This window comes from Lactobacillus panisapium, from assembly GCF_019469265.1.
GTDB classification, from domain to species: domain Bacteria; phylum Bacillota; class Bacilli; order Lactobacillales; family Lactobacillaceae; genus Lactobacillus; species Lactobacillus panisapium.
Genome location: NZ_CP048268.1, coordinates 652862 through 672859, shown reverse-complemented (window position 1 = coordinate 672859; position 19998 = coordinate 652862). Strand labels below are relative to the sequence as shown.

Genomic DNA, 19998 nt, shown 5'->3' with positions numbered 1-19998 from the left:
AAAACAATTTGCCTTGAGCTTAAAAACAGCTCTACGATTTTTAACTAATTTTTAGTTCATTGCTAAAACACTCTAATGGCCATTTTCATTAGAATCACTGTCTATAATAAGTAAAAATAGTAAGGTGAAGTTTTACGCGTATTCACAGCAATTTTAGCTAATAATGATACTCACATAGGTAAAAGCATTAGATTAAGCAAACAAATAGTCATATAATGTCGTGCTCTTTTCGCCAAATTGGAACAACTGCATTAAGAAAGCATTTTAGCAAGTAGTTTTTTCCTTGATCGCCTCCTTTTAGTGGTCCCGCAACGCATAACTATGCTGTGTGACTAAATGGTGTAATTCCTGTCTAACTGCTCCTTTTTCCCTAATTAGTTGTAAAAAATCTCGCTCAATGATTTCTCCCAAGCCAATTTCAATTAAGTTGTTACCAAAAATTTCTTGGTTCGTTAAAATTGGTGCCAATGCCTGGTGCACTTTATCTTGATTAGAATCACCTAATTTGATTGCAGCAACCTGCGAATGCAACTGCTGATATAATGGATCCGGGCTAGGAGTAAACTGTTTGCTTTCGTCATCAATCGCCATTAGATACCTACACCAAGCTGCTAATATAAATGGAATAAAACGTAATTGCTTAACATCTAAATTCGGATTGGTAACATAATGCTGAATAGTTACACCAAATCTAATCGCGATTTTTTGTGAAGTATCACTAGCAATTCTTTGCGGTGTATCAGGAATATTTTTGTTCGGCAGCCGCTTAGTGATTAATTCACTAATAAATTTGCGAGGATTAATAATTTGAGGATCACGCACGACAGGCAAGTCTTCTCCGTAGCCTAAATTGACAATGAAACGCTTCAAATCTTCATCCTGCATTTCCGTTGCAATTGTGTCATACCCTAATAGACACCCTATGATTGCTAAAGAGGTATGCAACGGGTTTAAACAAGCAGTTACCTTCATTTGGTCCGCATCATTTACTGTTTGCTGGTCAGTCATAATCACTCCCGCTTTCTCAAGGCAAGGCCGACCATTGGGAAAGTTGTCTTCAATTACTAGATAATGGGTTTCTTCTGTATTGGTAAAAGTTGCAATATTAGTACCCTTTTTGGTATGAACTAACGCACTATCCTCAAATCCTTCTGCTTTTAATCGGCAACCAACGGACAGCGATGGATTAGGAGTAATGCGGTCAATCATTGTCCACGGAAATGACACTAACCTTTCATTCTCTAAATAAGTAATGAAGCCCTGATCAACCTGCTTATTTTCTCGCCAGCCATTAGCAATTTTCATAATCTCCTGCTGTAATTCCAAACCATTTTGGGAAAAATTATCCGTGGACACTAGTGCAATTGGATATTGCCCTGCTAAATACCGGCGATAAAGCAGTCTGGCAATTATTCCCATGTTTGTCACTGCTTCTTCGGGATCGTTTTGCATATCCGCTTTTGCATTACTAGTTAAATTGCCGTTGCCATCATCTAACTTGTAGCCCTTCTCCGTAAAAGAAAAAGTGACTAGCTGCAGTGAAGGATTTTCAAAAATCTGCGCCATTTGCTGCCAGCCTTCTTGGCTAGTCTTGTTGCAGTAAATCGCCTGTGCAATACTGGCAATCAGCTCCTTTTCAAGCGTGTTATCAGATTTCATCACAACGCTCAAATGGCGACCGCCACATTTTTGATAAATCTTTGAAATGACTTCAGGATCATAAGTTTCAGCGACGATAATGCCGCTTTTCAATTCATTTTCATTAAGTAATTCTTGAGCAATCACAGCATGAAAAGCTCTAAATAAGTTGCCACCACCGAAATGAACCCAAATTGGGTGCTTGCTGGTATTCATTTTCATAGAGGCCTGATCATATTGCGGGACTCTGACACCAGATTTACCAAATAAATTATCTTTTGCCAGATAATTATCAGATAATTTGAACATAGCTAATTCCTTCCTTAAAACTGATATATTAATATTTTAAAATATTAGTTAGTTTTCATTGTAAGCGCTTATTTTTATAAAAGCAAGCGCTTTTTTGGCGTAAAATTAGCTTTTCTGACTCAGAGACATTTACCAAGAACCCCGCTATTAGTGCTATACTAATAAATTAAATAAACCCATTTGAAGTAGAACTCATTGATGAAAGGTATGTGACAACGCATAGATGCTTAAACGACAAAGCAATTTAACGGATCAAGGCTTATGACCTGATTTCTCAAAAAATTATTAAGACGATTTATAAACCTGGAAGTCGGATATCGGAAAAAATAATTGCAGCTGATTTAAAAATTGGTCGAACTCCTATTAGAGAAGCTCTATTGCGGCTAAGACAAGAACAGTTAATCGATATTATTCCCCAATCTGGGACATATATTTCTAAAATTGATCTAAAAGCTGTACGGGATGCAAGGTTTGTCAGAACTAGCATTGAACAGGAAATTATGAAACAAGCAGCAGAGATCACCATGTCAGATTCTGAAAGAATTTCACTTGAAATAAATCTACAAAATCAAGATAAGGCAATGACTATTGAAGATCTAAATTTATTTCTAGACTTAGACAATGAATTTCATCACTTTTTTTACCAACTAACTAACCACGAGGAAGTTTGGAGTTGGATTAAAACGATCAACGTTCAATTTGATCGGTATCGCTTTTTAAGCCTGATTGTTAACCAGCTTTCCTTAAACGAATTAATCACCGATCACGAAAATATTTTAAAAGCCGTTTTAAAAAACGATGTTAAGCAAGTTGCTCAATTCACTAAACGGCATTTAGAACGTGCACTAGAAGAGGAAAAGGCCGTAATTGCTGAGTTTCCCGATTACTTTACAAATACCAACATCTAACTTTAGAAAATGCTTTAAGTAATAGCTTTTTATTAAATAAAAAATGCCCCCACACAATTGAGATTTCAGACTCAATTAGTGGGAGCATTTTTGCATTTTGAGGTAGATCAATTAAATTCAGCAGTTTTTAAGCAGCATAGATTAAAAAATTGATCAATTGCTTTGCATGATGAGAAAATTTAGTACAAAAAAACTGAATTTTTAATAAATTCAGTTTATCGCTTATCTTTTGTAAGTAATGACCCCGGTGAGATTCGAACTCACCTCTACGGTTTAGGAGACCATTGTTCTATCCAGATGAACTACAGGGTCGTAGTAAATTAACTTTACCAAATTTAATTGATAAAAGCCAATTTTTTTAGTAATTAATATTGCCGTGTAAAATATGGTTCTGGATTGTTAGTGTCGGCAATTTTATCAGCCGCGAAAACAAAAGGCGTCCAAATTGCCAGAGCAATAAGCATGTTAACAATACACAAAACGATGGCACGCCAATCATAATTACAGGCCAAAAATGGTCCGATAATCGGGGGCACGATTCCAGGCACAGCCGCTTGAACCGGGTTAACTAGTCCCATTAAAGTTACCCAATATGAAAACGCAACGTTGACAACCGGTGCTAAAACAAACGGGATGAAATAAACTGGGTTCAAAACAACTGGTAAGCCCAAGACAATCGGCTCATTAATGTTAAAAACACCCGGAGCAAGGGCCACTTTAGCAATAGTGCGGTAATCACTTCTTTTTGAAAAAAGCAAAATTGCCACAATTAACATTAAGGTGCCGCCAGCGCCACCAAACCAAGCAAAAGAATCAAAGGAACCGCGAACCCAAATAAAAGAAGCTGGTTTACCGTTACGCACCGCGGTTACGTTAACATTTTGTGCTGTCAGCCAAATAGAATCAAGTAGTGGCGCCCACACTCCTAAGCCATTAATGCCGAAAAAGGCAAAAACCTGCACTAATAAAGTCACCAAAAGTACCATGCCAAAGCCCTGGCCTAGTTTTACTAGCGGCGTTTGAATGGAATGCAGCAGCCAATTGCCAAAAAAGGTCCCGGTAATAGTTTGAAAAGCAAAATTAATCATTCCCACACAAAAAATAGCAATGATTGCTGGAATTAGTGAATCCAGTGCCATCTGTTCTGCATAGGGCAAGGTTGTCGTTAGATTAAGTTTAAAACGAGCTTTTACACAAAGTGCAAAAATTGAAACACCAATTGTTCCAAATAAAATGGCGGTAAAAATTCCGGTCGTCGAGAACTGGGAAATATCAAAGGAATGATGGAGTAAAACCATTTTTCCACCTATGTGATATTTAGTTAGGTTGGCAATACTCATCGCTAACGATGACAGCGAAACAATCGCACCCGCAATTGGATCTACCTCCATGCTTTTGGCTAAATGATAGCCTAATGACATTGACAAAAATAAGGCAAATAAAGCAAAAGTCCCACGCCAAACCACATCACTAACTAGCATTAATGGCTGCATTATCCAAGCAAATGTTTTCCATCCCAAGTTGATTTTGGCAGCTTCGATTAAGCTTTTAACTAGAACCGCAATTGAGCCGGCAATAGTGATCGGCATTACCGAAACAAAGGCGTCGCGCAAGGCAACCAGCCAGGTAGTCTGACCCAATTTATTTGCCAAAGGCAAAAGATAGTCCTCTAACCAAGCAACTAATCGACTCATTTTTACTCCTTCTTCTTTAAATAATGCGGGTGATAACCCTTATTTTTGTTGCGCCGTTTCTTATGTTTTTTCTTTTTAGCCAGTTCACTTTGACCAGCCTTATTGCCCCCACTTTTAGCAATAACGGGCTTTTTTTCAGGTTGCCTTGTCACTAACTTATTGCCTGCAAAGTAAACTCGCGTAATTTGCACCGTTTCTTCTAACAATTTTCTTAAATCACGCTGATCATGGTCATCACCCAAGGTAACAACAAAACCTCTAGCACCCATTCTTCCGGTTCTGCCTGCCCGGTGTAAATAAGTGTTGGTTTCGCTAGGAATATCGTAGTTAATAACGTAAGTAACGCCAGGTATATCCAAACCACGCGCAGCTAGATCAGTTGCAAGCAAGAGCTTACTTCGACCAGCTCTAAAATCGAGCAGTGCCTGTTCCCTTTTTTGTTTGCCAAATTCATTTGCTAATAAACCAAATTTAGTTTTGGTGTGAGCAAGAATTCCCGCAAAACGCATCAGTGTCTGGTTCGAATCAAAGAACAAAATTCCCTTGAAATGTTCCAGGCGCATTAAGCGCTGAACAAAGTCGATTTTATGAGCATTGTCAATTTGTAAAAAATAATTTTGCACCGTAGTTGTTTGCTCAGAGCGTACATCAACGAGGACAAACTCCCGGTCAAACAGCTTAGCAGCATTTTGCGTGATTTCTGATTCAGTGGCACCAAATAATAAAATTTGCGAAGTAGCTGGCATATTCTGCCCTAAAGAGCTAAGGAGCTCCATTTTGCTAAATTCTAAAATATCATCAGCTTCATCAATGACTAGCGTTTGGATTTGTTCAGTTTTAATTCGGTTGCTTGAATAAAAATCAAAAAATCTTCCGGGCGTAGCAACAACCACTTCTGGATGTTTTTTCTTTAAATTATCTTCTTGCCTTTTACGGTTTCCCGCACCAACTAAGGTGATGCCAGTTAAACCTAGTGCATGAATAAAGGGATTGATCGCATGGCGAATCTGCACGGCCAGTTCTGTGGTTGGAGCAATGATTACCAAGCTATTTGGTTTTTTCTGCTCGATTCGCTCTAAAGCTGGTAACGAATACGCCAATGTTTTTCCCGTACCAGTTTTAGCAAGCGCGATCAGACTAGTGCCGTCAAGTATTAACTGACTGGTTCGCGTCTGAATTAATGTAGGCTCTGTTAGGCCTAATTTTGTCAATGTAGATTTAATTTCTGTTTTCATTATTGTGTCAACTGTCCATATTTCTGTTTATATTGTGATACTGAGCCATTATAAGCTAACATGGTTATGCCATCTTCAAGTCCCTTGACCCCTTTAACGCGACCGTTATTGGTATAGCGCCAAAATGAATACTGCAATTTATTAGGGGCTTTTTTACCTGAGGTAATAAAAAGAACATTCTGGGGAAAATACTTTTTATACTTTATTTCGACCTCAACCATTACTCTTTTCCCTTGTGCGGTTAACATGCGGGTAAACTGAGCCATTTGCTTTATATAACGAATGCTGCGGTCATTAACTGCAGGTTCAATCAAAATTGGCAGACTCCCTGTATTCATGCCTACCTTTTTCATAAAATATTGGTAATGTTCCGTCGGAGTGGATTCATTACTATAAAAAATACTAGTTCCGAAAGCTAATTTTGTTCCCAAAACTTGGTCACGGTAAGATAAATAATCATCATCAAAATAGGAGCGACCCTGGGTACTTCTCAAGTAGACGAAAGAGATCCCATTTGATTGCAACTCATGTAAGTCAATGTAACCAAAATTTTGATTTAGCTCTACACCAATTGCACTTGAATTAGAATTCGCAGGCAAAGTTGTTTGATTGCGAATATTTAACGTGCCAGTAATCAGTAAGCCAATTGCAACCATTAGCAGCAATATAATTGCTGGTAACGTGTATTTATGATGAAACCTTTTCATCTTTACCTCCAGCTCTTTATCTGCTAATCCATTATAACAATATTCCGCAAGCAATTGATATATCCAACAACTAGCAAATCAGCAAAAAAATGACCAGCCTTTTGTGGCTAGTCATTTTCTTAACAGTTAGTTACTTAGTCTTCAACGGGATAAACTGGTTTTTGCCCGTTTAAAACGCGCTTAGCATCGGTCATGCTTTGCTTAATCATATTCTTAACCGAAGTCTTGGTGTAGTATGCTGAATGAGGTGTGAAAACGACATTAGGCATTTTTACCAATTCGCGGTAATCTTCAGGTAATTCGGAAATAGAGGTAAACTTTTTCATCACAATTTCTTCCTCACCCGTCATGACATCAAGTGAAGCACCAGCAATTTCCTGATTTTGTAATGCGGCAATTAAATCGTGCGTATTAACTAGTGGGCCCCGCGCAGCGTTAATCAAATAGGCAGTATTCTTCATTTCCTTGAATTGCTTAGCACTAATCATATTTTCAATTTCAGGTTCAAGTGGCGTATGCAGGGTTAAAATATCAGCTTCTTTAATCACAGTATCGAAATCAGTGTATTTAAGGAATGCTTCGTTTGCTGGATTTTCAATTAAGTCGTAGCCAATTACCCGGGCACCAAGAGCATGAAACATTTCAGCCACAGCAGTACCAATTCGGCCAACTCCAATAATACCAACTGTTTGATTGTAGATTTCATCGCTCATTAAACTTGCTTCACGAATAAAATTCAAATCTTCCTTTTCATTTTTTAGAATTGGACCCCACTTGCGCAATAAGTACATTGCAGATGTCAAAGTGTTCTCTGCCACAGCTCTTGGCGAATATGCAGGCGTATTTGTAATCAGAATATGATATTTGTGAGCGTAATCAAAGTTAATAATATTAAAGCCAACTGACCTCAAAGCAATGTGATTAATGCCATAGGAAGCCAACTTTTGGTAAACTTCTTCATCATTAATGTCAAAAATCTGTAAGACACTAACAACATCAAAACCTTTGGCTTGTTCAACTGTCCCGGCTTCTAGTTCATCATTGGTTGTTTCAAGATCATCATCAGGATGTTCTTTATTCCATTCATCGACATAAACCTTTTGTTCCGGCGTCATATTGTAAAGTAATGCTTTCATTCATAAATCCTCCTTTTTTGGATAAATTAATATAGTTACCATTTTATCTAAAATTAGTAACAAATTAAAGATTTATTTAAATAAAAAGCATAATTTAACTTTAATTAAAACTCTGCTTACCGCAACATGACTTGCAACCGGCTCAAACTAGATTTTTTGAGTTATTTGGTCAACATTAACCTTTAAGATCTTACGAATCCATGGAAAACGTTCCTTCATTGCGGTAAATTCAGAACCTTCACTCAAAAATTCGCCAGTTCCTGAAACATGAAAACCAGCACCAGGACCAGCTGTTCCCTCAACTTTTTTCGAGCCCATTGTCAATAAAACGGTATTGTCATCGGCAAAATCTTCTTCAATACTGTGCATCCCAGCAGCCGGGATATAGAGGCAATTATCGTCTTCATCAATTTTGACGTATGACATCCAGGTGTTAACAACACCAGCTGGATTAGCATTGACAGTAACGATTGTTACAGGACCTTCATCATTCATCACGTCTAAAAACTTTTGTTCCATTTTTTCTCCTCCTAAACAACAAAAAGAAGTTACTTATGTAAGTAGCTTCTTTTTATTATAAAACACTTGTTCGTAAAAGCAATAGTTTTGCTTAAATTTAATATGCACGACTACCTTTTTTGTAGACAGCCTTGTCTTTTTGGACAACTGCGCTAATCTTTTCTAGCGGATTTTCATCTAAAACTAAGAAGTCAGCAAATTTTCCTTCTTCAAGCGTGCCGTACTCATCGTCAATTTTCATCAATTTAGCCGAATTCAAGCTCGTTTGTAAAGCTTCCAAATTGGTAAAACCTTGTTCTACCAATAATGGCAGTTCTTCAGGCGTCATCTTAAAATCATTAAATGGCGTTCCGGCATCGGTTCCTAAGGTAATTGGCACACCAGCATTTTTGGCATGAGTAATATTACCGCGCAGATCCTTCCAAGCCGCCGCAATTTTAGCCATTTCCCATTCAGGAATTTTACCAGGTGCATACTCAATAAATGCCCAGGCACCAACTATAGTTGGCGTTAAGTAGGTCCCTTTTTCAAGCATTAACTTGATTTCTTCATCATTTACATAAAAACCATGCTCAATACTGTCAACGCCAGCCTTAATTGCGTTTAAAATTCCGGGATTGCCCTCAGCATGGGCTGCAACGATTAATCCCTTATGGTGGGCTTCTTCAACTGCAACGTGGATTTCTTCTTCACTTAGTTGCGGATCATCCATAAAGTCGTTTTCTGTCATTACACCACCAGTTGCCATAACTTTAATTGCCTTGGCACCCTTCTTTAAGCCCTGGCGGACAGCCTTGCGCATTTCATCTGGCGAATCAACCAAGTGACCAAAATTAGGTTGATCACCATGTCCGCCAGTCATTGAATATGGGCGACCTGATGGCATAATTTCTGGCACCCTCGTTATTTTGCCCTCTTTAATGAGCTTGCTCAATTCAATGTCAATATCAAACGTGCTGCCACATTCACGAATATAGGTAACACCAGATTTTAACAAATCATGCAAATTGCTTAATGCGCGAATAACTGCTGCTACTTCACCGGTTTCAGTCCCGCCATCTGCGGTCAAGGGATCCATAATGATATGAGTATGACAATTGATCAGTCCCGGCATGACATACTTATTTTGTAAGTCAACCGTTTTATCAGCTTCAGGTTCAGTGTTTGTTCCAACTTCAACAATTTTGCCAGTTTCATCATCAACCACCAAATAAGTGTTAGGACGAATATGGTCAGTTACTCCATCAAACAAATTTACGTTAGTAAAGACAGTTTTGGTCATTTAAATACCTCCAAAAACAAATTAAAAAGCACCCGTTCCTTCAATAAGGACGAGTGCTTCGCGTTACCACCTTTAACTTTATTTATTACTCACGTAATAAATCTCACTAGCTATCTAACAATAGCTTGCAATAATAACGGATGCAATTCCGCTGCTGGCTAACTATCACCAGCAGTCATCAAATAGAAGCCCATGTTCATTATCTGTTACCCGCTAGCTTTCACCAACTGCCAGCTCTCTTTATTGGTTACCATGATAATTACTCTGCTTTTCAAGATGAAATTATTTAATTAGTTTTTAATTTAGCATCTTATATGCGGCTTGTCAATATAAAAAAGTGGAAACAATTGCAATCTAGGTTAATATTTTTTAGCTAGAATAATGGCGGCAGCTTTTACTTTAGCAATACCTCATAGACTTTGGACTGAGCAGCTACTTCTGCTTGTTCTTTGACTAAAGACCTTCCCTTAGTTAAGTGTTCAGCCGAATTCGTGACGGCAACGATTACTGTTGCTTTTTTACCTGCATCCTTTATTTGCGCTAAATCCATTTGTGCTAGTTCGGTCGAAGTTGTTACTTGATCACCTTCATGGACCTTAATGGTAAATGGCTTACCGTTAAGGTCAACCGTATCAATTCCTAAGTGGAGCAAAACTTCAAGTCCGGCCGCCGTTTTGATTCCAAGAGCGTGTTTGGTAGCAAAAATAGAAATAATTTGCCCCTTGATAGGGCTATAAATAGTTGTACTTGTAGGTTCGATTGCGTACCCTTCGCCCATCATTTTCTTAGAAAACACTTCATCATCAACTTGTTCTAACGGAATAAAAGTGCCGTTTACCGGAGCCGTAAAGTAACATTTAGAATAGCCATCTTCCCCTGAATTATTGACCGGCTTAACTGGCTTAATATCCTTAGCTGCCGAAACGGCTGAAGACGCTGAAGCAGGTTGCGACAACAAGTCATTAATTTCCTGACTATATAAATCCGCTTTAGCTCCAAAAATTGCCTGCACGCCACCCGCAACGCGCAAAATGCCGGGTGAGCCAAGCGTCTTGAAGACTTCTTCATCAATCTTTGAATTATCATTTAAGGCAATTCTTAATCTCGTAGCACAAGCAGAAATAGTTTTAATATTTTGCCTGCCACCCAAAGCGGTTATAATTTGACCAGCTTCTGTAGTTAAATTATCTTGTGTTAATGTAGTAGATGAATTTTCCTTATCAACAGTAGCTTTTGTTTCCTGCATTCCCGGAATATTGACGTGAAACTTTTTAATACAAAAAGTAAACACAACAAAGTACAAACAGAACCAAATAATTCCTATGAGTAAGACATTTGGCCAATTAGTTTTATCTTTTCCTTGCAAAACGCCAAAGAGCAAGTAATCAATTAAGCCGCCCGAAAAAGAATTACCAATTCTAATATTCATAATGTCGGCAAAATAAAAAGAACAGCCATCTAGGAATGAATGAATCACATACAACCAGGGTGCGACAAACAAGAAAGAGTATTCGAGCGGTTCAGTAATTCCGGTTAAAAATGAGGTTAAACCACCTGAAAGATAGAGCCCGCCATCTTGTTTACGATTAGCTTTCGGCAGACAAAAGTACATTGCTAAAGCTGCACCAGGCAAGCCGAACATCATCGTGGCAAAGCGCCCAGCAAAAAAGCGTGTACCGTAGGTAAACAGACCATGAAAATTGGGATCAGCTAATTGGGCAAAAAAGATATTTTGTGCTCCAACAACTGTTTTTCCGGCCACTTTCGCTGTTCCACCTAAAGCGGTATACCAAAACATTGGATAAATTGTGTGGTGCAAGCCAACTGCACCGGTTAATCTTAACAAGAAGCCATATAGAAAACTACCAAAACTGCCCATTTGTGCAATCGCATGACCAGCCGCAGTCAACCAACCCTGAATGGGCGGCCAAATCAAGTAAAAGATCGCTCCAATAAAAATAGCAGCAATTGAAGATATGATAGGAACAAACCTTGAACCACCGAAGAAGCCCAAAAATTGCGGCAACTGAATTTTGCGATAATGATTATGCAGATAAGCAACGACAGAGCCAATAACGATTGCTCCCAAAACACCAGTATCAATCGTATTTTTGGAATTAAAGATCTGTAATAAGCCTGATATTGTAGCGGTATAAACCAAATAAGCAACACCACCAGCTAAGCCAGCCGTTCCTTTGTCACCTTTTGCCAAGCCAACTGCTAATCCAATTGAAAAAATTAATGCGAGATTGCTGAAAACAGCGTTCCCAGCAAAATTCATAATTTTTAAGATATCCTGTAGCCAAACTTGGTTTAATACCGGGAAAGCCGCTATTGCAGCATCATTTGTTAATGCACCCCCTAGTCCTAAAAGCAACCCAGCAACTGGTAAGATCGCAATTGGGAGCATAAAAGCTTGTCCTAATTGCGAAAACCACTGGCCGGTTGCCGCCAATCTATTCTTTTTAGTCATTTTTCTCTCCTTCTTATTTCTGCTTGAACACCTCAGTAAATGTTTTAGCAATCTGAAGCGGTCTAGTAATCGCACCTCCAACTACGATTCCTACCGGGTCAAGCTCTATCACTTTTTTCAGTTCGGCCGGAGTATGAATTTTTCCTTCTGCAATTAGCGGTATCTTCGCCGCAACAATTTTCTTAATCAACTCATAATCCGGTCCCGGTACGTTGACACTTTCTTCGGTATAACCGGCAAGTGTTGTGCCGACAAAATCCATCCCACACTCATATGCATTTTTTGCTTCGTCAAAATTAGAAATATCTGCCATTAATAATTGTTCCGGATATTTCCTTTTCACTTCAGTAATAAATTCGTTGATTGTTTTTCCATCATGTCGCGCTCTTAAAGTGCAATCAAACGCAACAACCTCAACCCCTGTTTCAACTAACTTATCTACTTCTTTCATTGTTGGCGTGATATATGGCTTCTCAGGCGGATAGTCTTGTTTAATAATCCCGATTATCGGCAAATTAACTGCGGCCTTGATTTCCTTAATATCACGAATACTATTGGCACGAATTCCAACTGCACCTGCTTGTTCAGCAGCTCGTGCCATTAAAGGCATCACTCCTCCCTTTTTGGTATATAGCGGCTCCCCTGGTAGTGCCTGACATGAAATAATCAGTCCTCCGTGAACCTGTTTAGCAAATTTGTTTTTCTTCATTCGTATTATTACTTCAAAAGTTATAAATTTTGAAGTTTTCCTCCAAAAACAATCATATTATCTTTAACCGGTAATTGCAATCGATTGCCAGAAAAAAACTGTTATAATTTAGACATAATCAAGAAAGAGTTTAAAAAATGAACTTCATTCAGCTATTTAACCAAAATAAAGACAACTTAACTAAATCGGAAATCAAACTGGCCAATTACATTGCCACCCATTCTGAACACGTAATTTATGACTCGATTAAATCTTTAGGAAAAGCCACTAATACCAGTGATGCAACAATTATTCGTCTCTGTAAGAAATTGGGTTTTACTGGTTTTGCCAAGCTAAAAATTTTTCTGGCCCAAGAGTCTTTAACCAAAACCACTGAGTTAACTTCGACTCCCAGCGAATTTTATACTGATAGTGCCAAGATGCTAATCGATTCAATTAAAAAAACCGAAAGCCTGCTGACTAGCGCCAATCTGCATAAAGCGACTAATTTGTTAGCTCAAGCTAAACAGGTTTATTTGTTTGGTGTCGGGCATTCGGGCGAATCCGCCAACGATTTTGCCAAGACCTGGCTAAGAATCGGATTAATTGCCCACGCAGAAAGTGATCCGCATATTCAGGTTCAGATCAGTTCACTACTCGGCCCAAAAGATGTTGTTGTTGGCTTATCCCTTTCAGGCCATACAAAAGATACTTACGATTCCCTAAAATTTGCCAAAAAAAATGGAGCTAAAATCATTACTATTTCGAATGATCTTAACTCCCCAATTGCGGAACTTGGAGACGTTCAGCTCCAAACCGCTGTGAGTGAATTTAGTAGCGTTGGCACTGTTGCTGGCCAAGTGTCGCAGTTATATTTATGTGATGTTCTTGCTCGCGGATATGAAATCACGACTAAAGTCGATAGCCAGGAACTAAAAGAAAAGGTTTTAGTTGAAATCCTGAAAAAAGAAATCTAACTAATTTAGTCGGTTTAAGCAAAATCAACTAAATGGACAGGATTGCCATGTGCTTTAATCAAGTTAATCAAGTCACCACTATTAAGCCAGATAGTTGCTGTGTTGTCATTGGGATGCATGCCAATAAGAGGCTGCTTCAAAAAATAAGCATCCAAGTATAGTGGAATCTCTACAATTGCATTATTTAGTAACGATAAGGGCGTGACAGAGCCAGGCGTGACTTGTAAAAACTTTTTTAAATCTTCTGGTGAAGCAAAAGTTAACCGCCGCGTGCCAAATTTTTGGCGAAATTGCTGCAGGTTAACTTTTTTATTGCCCTTAACCGTCAGTAAATAGTAATGCTTTTTTTGGTCGTCGCGAATAAATAAGTTTTTCGCATCGGCTTCGGGATGAGGCAAATGTAAATTAGCTAAATCGGCCATATTGAAAACAGCTGGATGATCAATTTTTTCATAATTAATCTGATGCTGATCAAGGTAACGTAAAGTTTCTATTTTATTCATGACTGGAATCCCCCTTGGTTCGTAAAATTAAGACATATGCAATGCCAATCAGCACAACTGTAATAACCGTAGTTGAAGTTAGCATAATAATTGTCCCGTAACTTTGCACAATTGCCCCAATAATTGGATTGATGATCATCGTGACTAAACTGGTGGCAAAGGACAAGCCAGAAATAAAAGTTGCACGAGACTGATCGCCAACCCACAAGTTTAGCATTTGCATGACCACCGGATCTAAAATATCTAACGTAATATAAAGTAAGCCGGCACCTAGCAAAAAGAAATACTTGTTGCTCTGCAATTGCAGCCCAGTTGAAACTAATAATATACTGGCGATTAAAATTGTTAGCGTTGAAAACTTTAATTTAATTAAACGATATGCCTGTGTGGCTACTAGCCCACCCGCAAAGCTAAACAACATAAAGACGCTGCCGTTTGCGGATGCATCGAAACCCAACTGGGAAAGATAATTGGGTAGCAGCATAAAAATCGCATTGACAACGGCTGTGATGATAATCATAAAAATAAACAAAAAAAGAATGTTTGGCGAATGAACCATATCTTTGAAAACTGACAAAATACTTTTTAACATGCTCGAATATGATTCTTTTGCTTCATTTTCAGATGTCGCAATCTTTTTCTGTTCTTTTGTGACAGCGATGATGGAAATTGCTCCGAGTAAAAACAATGACTGAAAGAGGTACGGCATTTTGACATTAAGGGTAAATAAATACCCACCAACGGCCGTGGCTAACCCGAGAATAATTGAGCTAATCAATTGCATATTCCCGCGGATTTTGCCGTAACTGTTTTCTGCACCATCGTTGCGGATCCCCTCATAAAATAAAGCATCATCAGCACCACTGGTTAAAGCATTGGCTATTCCTTCCAGCCCAAAAGAAAGTACCAAAACTGGGAAAACCAGGTCCTTTGGTAGAAAAAGCGCAGAAATTGTTATTAGTGGCGTTAGCACTGAGACCAATAGACCTGCAAGCACCACTTTCTTATTTTGAAACATGTCGCCCAAAATACCACTAGGAATTTCTGAGAAAAACTGGGCAAACATATAAATTGATTCTAACAGTGAAAATTGCACTAAATTTAGTTTTAAAATTTGAACAACAAATAACACGCTGATTATGCGGGAAAAGCGTGTATTTTTAAAGGCTGTATAAAGGTAATATTTAATTGTATTGGTCATTTTTTAAGTCCGGTAGTATGATGTTGAAGCTATTAACGGATAGCACTTCTATAAATGATACCTTAATTTAATACTAAAGTTAGAATAACAGGATTAAGACTCACTGTAAATTCAAGTTATCCAACATACCAATTCAATTTTTCCTATCGCTTGAATTATTTTTGATAGTATTGTTCTCTTCTGAACAGTACTTTTCAAGCTCTTTGAGTATAGTTGTAGTCATCAAACAATCTTTCAAAGTTAAAACTCAGGATCGCAAATTTACTAAGAGCAGCGCCGGTTTCTTAACCTTGGAGCAACGATCGTTTACAGACTTTAAGATGCTATCATATACATATTCAGGTTCAGATTCATAACCATTTACTTTATTACTATAATCAAAATTTATTCTTTATCCAAGATGTGTTTTTCAGTATAACTGAAGTGGTTCCATCAATATTGGTTTTAAATTCTACGATATCTTTATTTTTTATTAGTTCTGTTGGAATCGTAATTGTTATCCCATTGTCTAATACTATTTTCTGTTTACTATACTTTTTATCAAACACATGAGAATTAGGAACTTTTATAACTTCTTCAATTCCATTCAAATTTAATTTTGATTTAAATTCAGCCTTTGCCGTTTCATTGTCCATAAACACTTGATCGGCTATAAATCCATTATCAACGGTATTTTCCATCTGCATGCTCTCATGTATTGCATTCTTCAAATTTATATCAACATTTAACTCATTTTCTCCAAAATCAGTCGAAGTTTCATAAACTATATCTTTTATTTCGTTAAGAGTTTCAGATATTTTTTTTGGTTTTTTTTTCATTTTCAAAACATCTTTTAAAAAGTTCCAACTTCCCTGATTATCAGTATATGTTTTGCTTCTTATTGCAATTTTATGATTGTTATATACCATAACTCCTTCATTAATTTTTTTTCTTACAGAAGGTAAAACAGTCCTATTCAAAATAATATCATTTTTAAGTATATTGCTATTATAGATAATATTATGTAGATATTCACTGCTATAATCTAATTTAAAGAAACCAAATAAACTATTATCATCGTTATCTTTTGCCCTAAAAAAAAGCAAATCTCCTCCTGGTATCATTTCTCTATCTTTAATAGATTTAAAAAAAATATTAGCTATTTTACTAGAGAAATTCTCAAAGTCAGTTTTATTGTACTGAAGAAGTATAGGTGATGACGTAACAAAATCTTCTATATATTCACTACGTTCAAATTTTTTTATTAATTTTAATATATAATTAGTAATAATTTTATTATCAAGGCTTAATTGTGATTGTGATAAAATCAAGTTGCCTGATTCCTTATCCAAAATATGAATTAATGCATTTTGCAATTTCATTAGCTGTCCTCTTCATCATTTTTACAAAAGTCTACTGATGATCTTAACACATATACAGAGTATAAATTAAATAAAAAATATTTGAGCTCATATATTATCAAACACGATGTTACTAAATAAAAAACCAGGAATACGCTTAAACAGCAAACTGCATGGAGTACAGCAAAATTAATCCAAGACTTAGGAATTACATTCAGTATCAATAATAAAACATAATTTATAAAAATATTTAATCCATAATCTGTCATTAAATAATAATATGATTTATTAAGCTCTACGAAAGATCTACTTTTACTATTATCATATGATATTAGCATCTTTGTAACATCATGATTCATTAAAACCTGAAATACCGAAAAACCTGTAAATATAATACCTAAAAGTACTAAATCAATGTTATTAATAAGTGAAATAACATTTTTTAACTTAGTAATTTGGTATCCTGATTGAGAAATAAAGTAAACTATAAAAATTGAAAAAACAGTTATAATAACTAATTTTATACACTGTTTTTTAAAATTCTTTCCTTTCTTAGGAAGCAAATAAAGAAAACTCTTTTTAACTAAAGTAGTAGAATCACGTATAGAATTTAGTTCTTTGAGTTCATCTAAATACTTATTTTTTTCGTTCATTTTTCACTCTTATCATTGCTAGTCATGTTTAAGTAAAGCCTTTAGACTGTTTTTTAATTTTTTATAAATCTCTGAGTTTCTATCAGAGACTCTGGTTATCTCTGGAATTGATGTTGCCTTTTTTAAGACCTCACTTTCATGTTCAGTTATCTGATTCGATTCGTCTTCAGTAACTAACCTTAGTTTTTGAGAAACATTATTAGTTTTTATTTTTATTGAGCTACCATCTCTGCTTTTTGCTTCTATAGTTGCATCAGCAGTACCCCCTACTTCTGACACCATTTTTGCAACATTTTCTTTATCTTTGGGGGAATTAAACGAAGCATTTCCTGTTTTAGATCCAGAGAATTTTCTACTTTCATACATTGATTGTAATAGTCTTTGTGTAACTTCACTGGTTTCATAAATGTCTTCTCCGTTTAATGGATAAAATCTCAGATTTAGTTTGCTTATTTTTTCAACTTTATTCAATTCTGTCATCAAGTCATTGCTACTTGGTATTCCCATAACATTCAAATTAAAGTCTGGAAGCAGTTCCTGTCTCATCTTTTTTCTTTTTTCATTTTCATTTTTTCTAAACTGGTGTAGTACATACTTAGCAGTTTGATTGAATGTTCCTAACAAAGGACTTACTTTTTGATTTTTAACATATATCATTCTATGATTTTTTAGAAAGATATAGAATAAAGAATATGGAGCTGATGAATAGACTTCATTTGCGCTACTTAGTTTACGAGTTTTACTATTATATTTCGAATTAATATCAACTTCTGTATTATTTACTAAAATTCCCTTTAAAGCCAAACCATTTACTGTATCAATCAATTCAGTATTCATAAAAAAGTAATTTGAATTTTCATAGGTTCTAATTATGTCAGAACAAAATGCAGGATAAACAAGATCTGTAAATTGTTCTAACATTGGTCTTTCCTCTTTACCGTATGTTAAGTTAAAGTTAGCTATGCTCATTTCAAATTTTGTCATTTTTACCCCCTACTAGTATTATATATCGATTTACATTTAAATTATATAATACAAAAAGTAAAATAACAATATATAATGATATAATAATTTAATTTTTTTATCATTGCCCTTAATCGCCCTCTATATCTAAATACGATTCATACAAATAATATTTTTAAATTTATCATCAACCCGACATGAATATTATTACATTCTATTTGATATAGAATTAAACGATCAATTAATCACTAAAAACACATGAAAGCAAACAATCATTAGTTACTCAAACCGATTTCATTATGGCATAAATCATGATATAGCCAACAAATTTAAAACGATGTTTCCTCAAGTCTTTTCTTATTCTATCAGATAATTCTGTACTTGCTGGGACCTGGACATCATCCACACCTGTCTATGAATTAACAATTGGCATTTGGATCACAGAGAATCAGATTACCAAGCGTATCACAATACTGTTCTTTGACTTTATCAACATTAGCAACTTGAAGTCGCCATTTTGCATTAAGTCTTTGAGGCATAATATGTTCGACTTGAACATCATCAAAATTAATTATTTCTTTGGTTCGATGTTCTTCAAGGATCACTAGCGATAACTTTGCCAAATGATTTCTCTGATAGTAAAGGTTCACTTCTGTCAAAATATCTAACAGTTTGTGATCACTTGGGAAGTTTGCCTTCAAGAATCTAAATAATCTGATTCTTAAATTGCCATCTATCCTTGTTAGATCAAAAAGTCGTACAACAATTTTATTTAAATCATGTGTTGGCATTTGACATACCTTTAATCGGAACAAGTAACCTTCCAAAATATGTGCCAACTTATTAGCTTCTTCTTGCTTAATTTCATCAGAATTCACTAAATCCATTAATAACATCAGATAAGGAAATACAACCTTACTGTCCATTACATTGACATGCTCTAATATTTTATTGAAGTCATAATCATTAGATTTATGATTCGGTATTTGATAATAGTAATTAGCAAACTTCAAAAGATCAGATAAAGCCTTTTCAGAACTTAGTCCTTTTGAAAAAAGTAGTCCTTATAGCTACTGTATATGCCGTTCTTTTTAACTGACACATGTGTTTTAACAACTAAATAATGCTAGATGAACTCAGCAAAAGTTTTGGTTGCAAACATGAGCTCAATCTTAACCCAATACTTCTTATAGAGTTCAGATTGTTGCCGCGAATCTAGCTTCATTAAAAGAATATTTCGAACTAACTCATATGGTGACAATGAAACCCCAGTAGAGTTCAAAATTTCAAAAATAATCTGGGGGTTTTCTTCATTAGGATCATTACTCAGCTCAATATATACCATATTAAAGTGATTCATCGCTTCATAAAGCTCAGAACTATCAATATTACTATCTCTGATTAACTTTTGGAAAAGCTGATAATTATCAATGGACCTTCTAAGGCTTATTAAAGTCAGTCATTTCGTTCATTACAGAATAAAAGGCTTCATAATCATGTTCGACTGGCTTTAGCTTTAAATGACTATTATCATCCAAGTACTTATTAGTTAAGTATTCTTCCTCGATTTTGGCTTTATCTTGTTCGTCAACATCTGATAATGCTTTTAATAACAACGTTAAACTCGTAAGGCGCTGCTGGCCATCAATGATACGATAAATATGGCTCAACTTATTACCAGTCTCAGAAACATAAACGATTCCACCAATAAAATGATCACTATTATTTTGTGCAACGACAGTCAAATCATTAAATAGCTGTTTATATTGATC

19 protein-coding genes, 1 tRNA gene, 1 pseudogene and 1 other annotated feature are annotated in these 19998 nt (G+C 36.1%); of the genes and pseudogenes, 2 read left to right on the top strand and 19 right to left on the bottom strand.

Going from position 1 to position 19998, the window contains the following annotated elements:
* Positions 1 to 297: 297 nt before the first annotated feature.
* The gene (locus GYM71_RS03380) at positions 298 to 1947 is read right to left on the bottom strand and encodes a mannitol dehydrogenase family protein (RefSeq protein ID WP_220220915.1); all 1650 of its coding nucleotides are present in this window, start codon (positions 1945 to 1947) and stop codon (positions 298 to 300) included.
* Between the two features lie 251 nt (positions 1948 to 2198).
* Here GYM71_RS03380 and GYM71_RS03375 point away from each other — a divergent pair, with 251 nt between their 5' ends.
* Positions 2199 to 2855, top strand: coding sequence for a GntR family transcriptional regulator (locus GYM71_RS03375; protein WP_336511432.1), 657 nt, complete (start codon positions 2199 to 2201; stop codon positions 2853 to 2855).
* Between the two features lie 239 nt (positions 2856 to 3094).
* Here GYM71_RS03375 and GYM71_RS03370 read toward each other — a convergent pair.
* The 9 genes from GYM71_RS03370 to GYM71_RS03330 all read right to left on the bottom strand — a co-directional run bounded on the left by GYM71_RS03370 (position 3095) and on the right by GYM71_RS03330 (position 12610).
* Positions 3095 to 3167 (bottom strand) — tRNA-Arg (locus tag GYM71_RS03370).
* Between the two features lie 53 nt (positions 3168 to 3220).
* Entirely contained in the window at positions 3221 to 4549 is a 1329-nt protein-coding gene (locus GYM71_RS03365; protein ID WP_220220913.1) for a PTS sugar transporter subunit IIC, read from the bottom strand.
* A 2-nt stretch (positions 4550 to 4551) separates the two neighbouring features.
* Entirely contained in the window at positions 4552 to 5787 is a 1236-nt protein-coding gene (locus GYM71_RS03360) for a DEAD/DEAH box helicase (RefSeq protein ID WP_419503952.1), read from the bottom strand.
* Positions 5784 to 6491 (bottom strand): GH25 family lysozyme, encoded by a 708-nt coding sequence (locus GYM71_RS03355; RefSeq protein WP_220220911.1) that lies wholly within the window; start codon positions 6489 to 6491, stop codon positions 5784 to 5786. The genes GYM71_RS03360 and GYM71_RS03355 overlap by 4 nt, the downstream gene beginning before the upstream one ends.
* 134 nt (positions 6492 to 6625) lie before the next feature.
* The gene (locus GYM71_RS03350; protein ID WP_220220910.1) at positions 6626 to 7627 is read right to left on the bottom strand and encodes a D-2-hydroxyacid dehydrogenase; all 1002 of its coding nucleotides are present in this window, start codon (positions 7625 to 7627) and stop codon (positions 6626 to 6628) included.
* A gap of 147 nt (positions 7628 to 7774) precedes the next feature.
* On the bottom strand, positions 7775 to 8146 hold the full coding sequence (locus GYM71_RS03345; RefSeq protein ID WP_220220909.1) for a pyridoxamine 5'-phosphate oxidase family protein: 372 nt from the start codon (positions 8144 to 8146) through the stop codon (positions 7775 to 7777).
* Between the two features lie 97 nt (positions 8147 to 8243).
* The gene (locus GYM71_RS03340) at positions 8244 to 9428 is read right to left on the bottom strand and encodes a metal-dependent hydrolase family protein (RefSeq protein ID WP_220220908.1); all 1185 of its coding nucleotides are present in this window, start codon (positions 9426 to 9428) and stop codon (positions 8244 to 8246) included.
* A 42-nt stretch (positions 9429 to 9470) separates the two neighbouring features.
* Positions 9471 to 9712: a binding site (T-box leader), on the bottom strand.
* A gap of 110 nt (positions 9713 to 9822) precedes the next feature.
* A complete protein-coding gene (locus GYM71_RS03335; protein WP_220220907.1) occupies positions 9823 to 11901 on the bottom strand; it encodes a glucose PTS transporter subunit IIA in 2079 nt (692 codons plus the stop codon).
* Between the two features lie 13 nt (positions 11902 to 11914).
* Positions 11915 to 12610, bottom strand: coding sequence for an N-acetylmannosamine-6-phosphate 2-epimerase (locus GYM71_RS03330; protein WP_220220906.1), 696 nt, complete (start codon positions 12608 to 12610; stop codon positions 11915 to 11917).
* A gap of 137 nt (positions 12611 to 12747) precedes the next feature.
* Here GYM71_RS03330 and GYM71_RS03325 point away from each other — a divergent pair, with 137 nt between their 5' ends.
* Positions 12748 to 13566: a MurR/RpiR family transcriptional regulator gene (locus GYM71_RS03325; protein WP_220220905.1), complete on the top strand. Its 819-nt coding sequence runs from the start codon at positions 12748 to 12750 to the stop codon at positions 13564 to 13566.
* A 14-nt stretch (positions 13567 to 13580) separates the two neighbouring features.
* Here the strand turns inward: GYM71_RS03325 and GYM71_RS03320 are convergent, their stop codons facing one another.
* From GYM71_RS03320 to GYM71_RS10410, 9 genes and pseudogenes are all read right to left on the bottom strand, one after another.
* Entirely contained in the window at positions 13581 to 14069 is a 489-nt protein-coding gene (locus GYM71_RS03320; protein WP_220220904.1) for a prolyl-tRNA synthetase associated domain-containing protein, read from the bottom strand.
* On the bottom strand, positions 14062 to 15270 hold the full coding sequence (locus GYM71_RS03315) for an MFS transporter (RefSeq protein WP_220220903.1): 1209 nt from the start codon (positions 15268 to 15270) through the stop codon (positions 14062 to 14064). Before GYM71_RS03315 ends, GYM71_RS03320 begins: the two co-directional genes overlap by 8 nt.
* Positions 15271 to 15647: 377 nt before the next feature.
* Complete coding sequence (locus GYM71_RS03310) at positions 15648 to 16631, bottom strand: nucleoid-associated protein (protein WP_220220902.1); 984 nt, start codon at positions 16629 to 16631, stop codon at positions 15648 to 15650.
* On the bottom strand, positions 16631 to 17263 hold the full coding sequence (locus GYM71_RS03305; RefSeq protein WP_220220901.1) for a hypothetical protein: 633 nt from the start codon (positions 17261 to 17263) through the stop codon (positions 16631 to 16633). The genes GYM71_RS03310 and GYM71_RS03305 overlap by 1 nt, the downstream gene beginning before the upstream one ends.
* An 18-nt stretch (positions 17264 to 17281) precedes the next feature.
* The gene (locus tag GYM71_RS03300) at positions 17282 to 18247 is read right to left on the bottom strand and encodes a hypothetical protein (RefSeq protein WP_220220900.1); all 966 of its coding nucleotides are present in this window, start codon (positions 18245 to 18247) and stop codon (positions 17282 to 17284) included.
* Positions 18248 to 18509: 262 nt separating this feature from the next.
* Complete coding sequence (locus GYM71_RS10480) at positions 18510 to 18632, bottom strand: DNA-3-methyladenine glycosylase I (protein ID WP_220220899.1); 123 nt, start codon at positions 18630 to 18632, stop codon at positions 18510 to 18512.
* 13 nt (positions 18633 to 18645) lie between these two features.
* Positions 18646 to 19152: a GmrSD restriction endonuclease domain-containing protein gene (locus GYM71_RS10360; protein ID WP_244986844.1), complete on the bottom strand. Its 507-nt coding sequence runs from the start codon at positions 19150 to 19152 to the stop codon at positions 18646 to 18648.
* 200 nt (positions 19153 to 19352) lie between these two features.
* Positions 19353 to 19613, bottom strand: a complete 261-nt coding sequence (locus GYM71_RS10415) for a GmrSD restriction endonuclease domain-containing protein (protein ID WP_272876723.1) — start codon at positions 19611 to 19613, stop codon at positions 19353 to 19355.
* A 52-nt stretch (positions 19614 to 19665) separates the two neighbouring features.
* Positions 19666 to 19995: pseudogene (locus GYM71_RS10410) on the bottom strand (DUF262 domain-containing protein); the annotation flags it as partial.
* Positions 19996 to 19998 lie beyond the last annotated feature (3 nt).

Excerpts from the sequence above, each read along its gene's own strand:
- GYM71_RS03380 (WP_220220915.1), bottom strand. The coding sequence starts at position 1,947 with ATGTTCAAATTATCTGATAATTATCTGGCAAAAGATAATTTATTTGGT.
- GYM71_RS03365 (WP_220220913.1), bottom strand. The coding sequence starts at position 4,549 with ATGAGTCGATTAGTTGCTTGGTTAGAGGACTATCTTTTGCCTTTGGCA.
- GYM71_RS03355 (WP_220220911.1), bottom strand. The coding sequence starts at position 6,491 with ATGAAAAGGTTTCATCATAAATACACGTTACCAGCAATTATATTGCTG.
- GYM71_RS03350 (WP_220220910.1), bottom strand. The coding sequence starts at position 7,627 with ATGAAAGCATTACTTTACAATATGACGCCGGAACAAAAGGTTTATGTC.
- GYM71_RS03345 (WP_220220909.1), bottom strand. The coding sequence starts at position 8,146 with ATGGAACAAAAGTTTTTAGACGTGATGAATGATGAAGGTCCTGTAACA.
- GYM71_RS03340 (WP_220220908.1), bottom strand. The coding sequence starts at position 9,428 with ATGACCAAAACTGTCTTTACTAACGTAAATTTGTTTGATGGAGTAACT.
- GYM71_RS03335 (WP_220220907.1), bottom strand. The coding sequence starts at position 11,901 with ATGACTAAAAAGAATAGATTGGCGGCAACCGGCCAGTGGTTTTCGCAA.
- GYM71_RS03330 (WP_220220906.1), bottom strand. The coding sequence starts at position 12,610 with ATGAAGAAAAACAAATTTGCTAAACAGGTTCACGGAGGACTGATTATT.
- GYM71_RS03325 (WP_220220905.1), top strand. The coding sequence starts at position 12,748 with ATGAACTTCATTCAGCTATTTAACCAAAATAAAGACAACTTAACTAAA.
- GYM71_RS03320 (WP_220220904.1), bottom strand. The coding sequence starts at position 14,069 with ATGAATAAAATAGAAACTTTACGTTACCTTGATCAGCATCAGATTAAT.
- GYM71_RS03315 (WP_220220903.1), bottom strand. The coding sequence starts at position 15,270 with ATGACCAATACAATTAAATATTACCTTTATACAGCCTTTAAAAATACA.
- GYM71_RS03310 (WP_220220902.1), bottom strand. The coding sequence starts at position 16,631 with ATGAAATTGCAAAATGCATTAATTCATATTTTGGATAAGGAATCAGGC.
- GYM71_RS03305 (WP_220220901.1), bottom strand. The coding sequence starts at position 17,263 with ATGAACGAAAAAAATAAGTATTTAGATGAACTCAAAGAACTAAATTCT.
- GYM71_RS03300 (WP_220220900.1), bottom strand. The coding sequence starts at position 18,247 with ATGACAAAATTTGAAATGAGCATAGCTAACTTTAACTTAACATACGGT.
- GYM71_RS10360 (WP_244986844.1), bottom strand. The coding sequence starts at position 19,152 with ATGGACAGTAAGGTTGTATTTCCTTATCTGATGTTATTAATGGATTTA.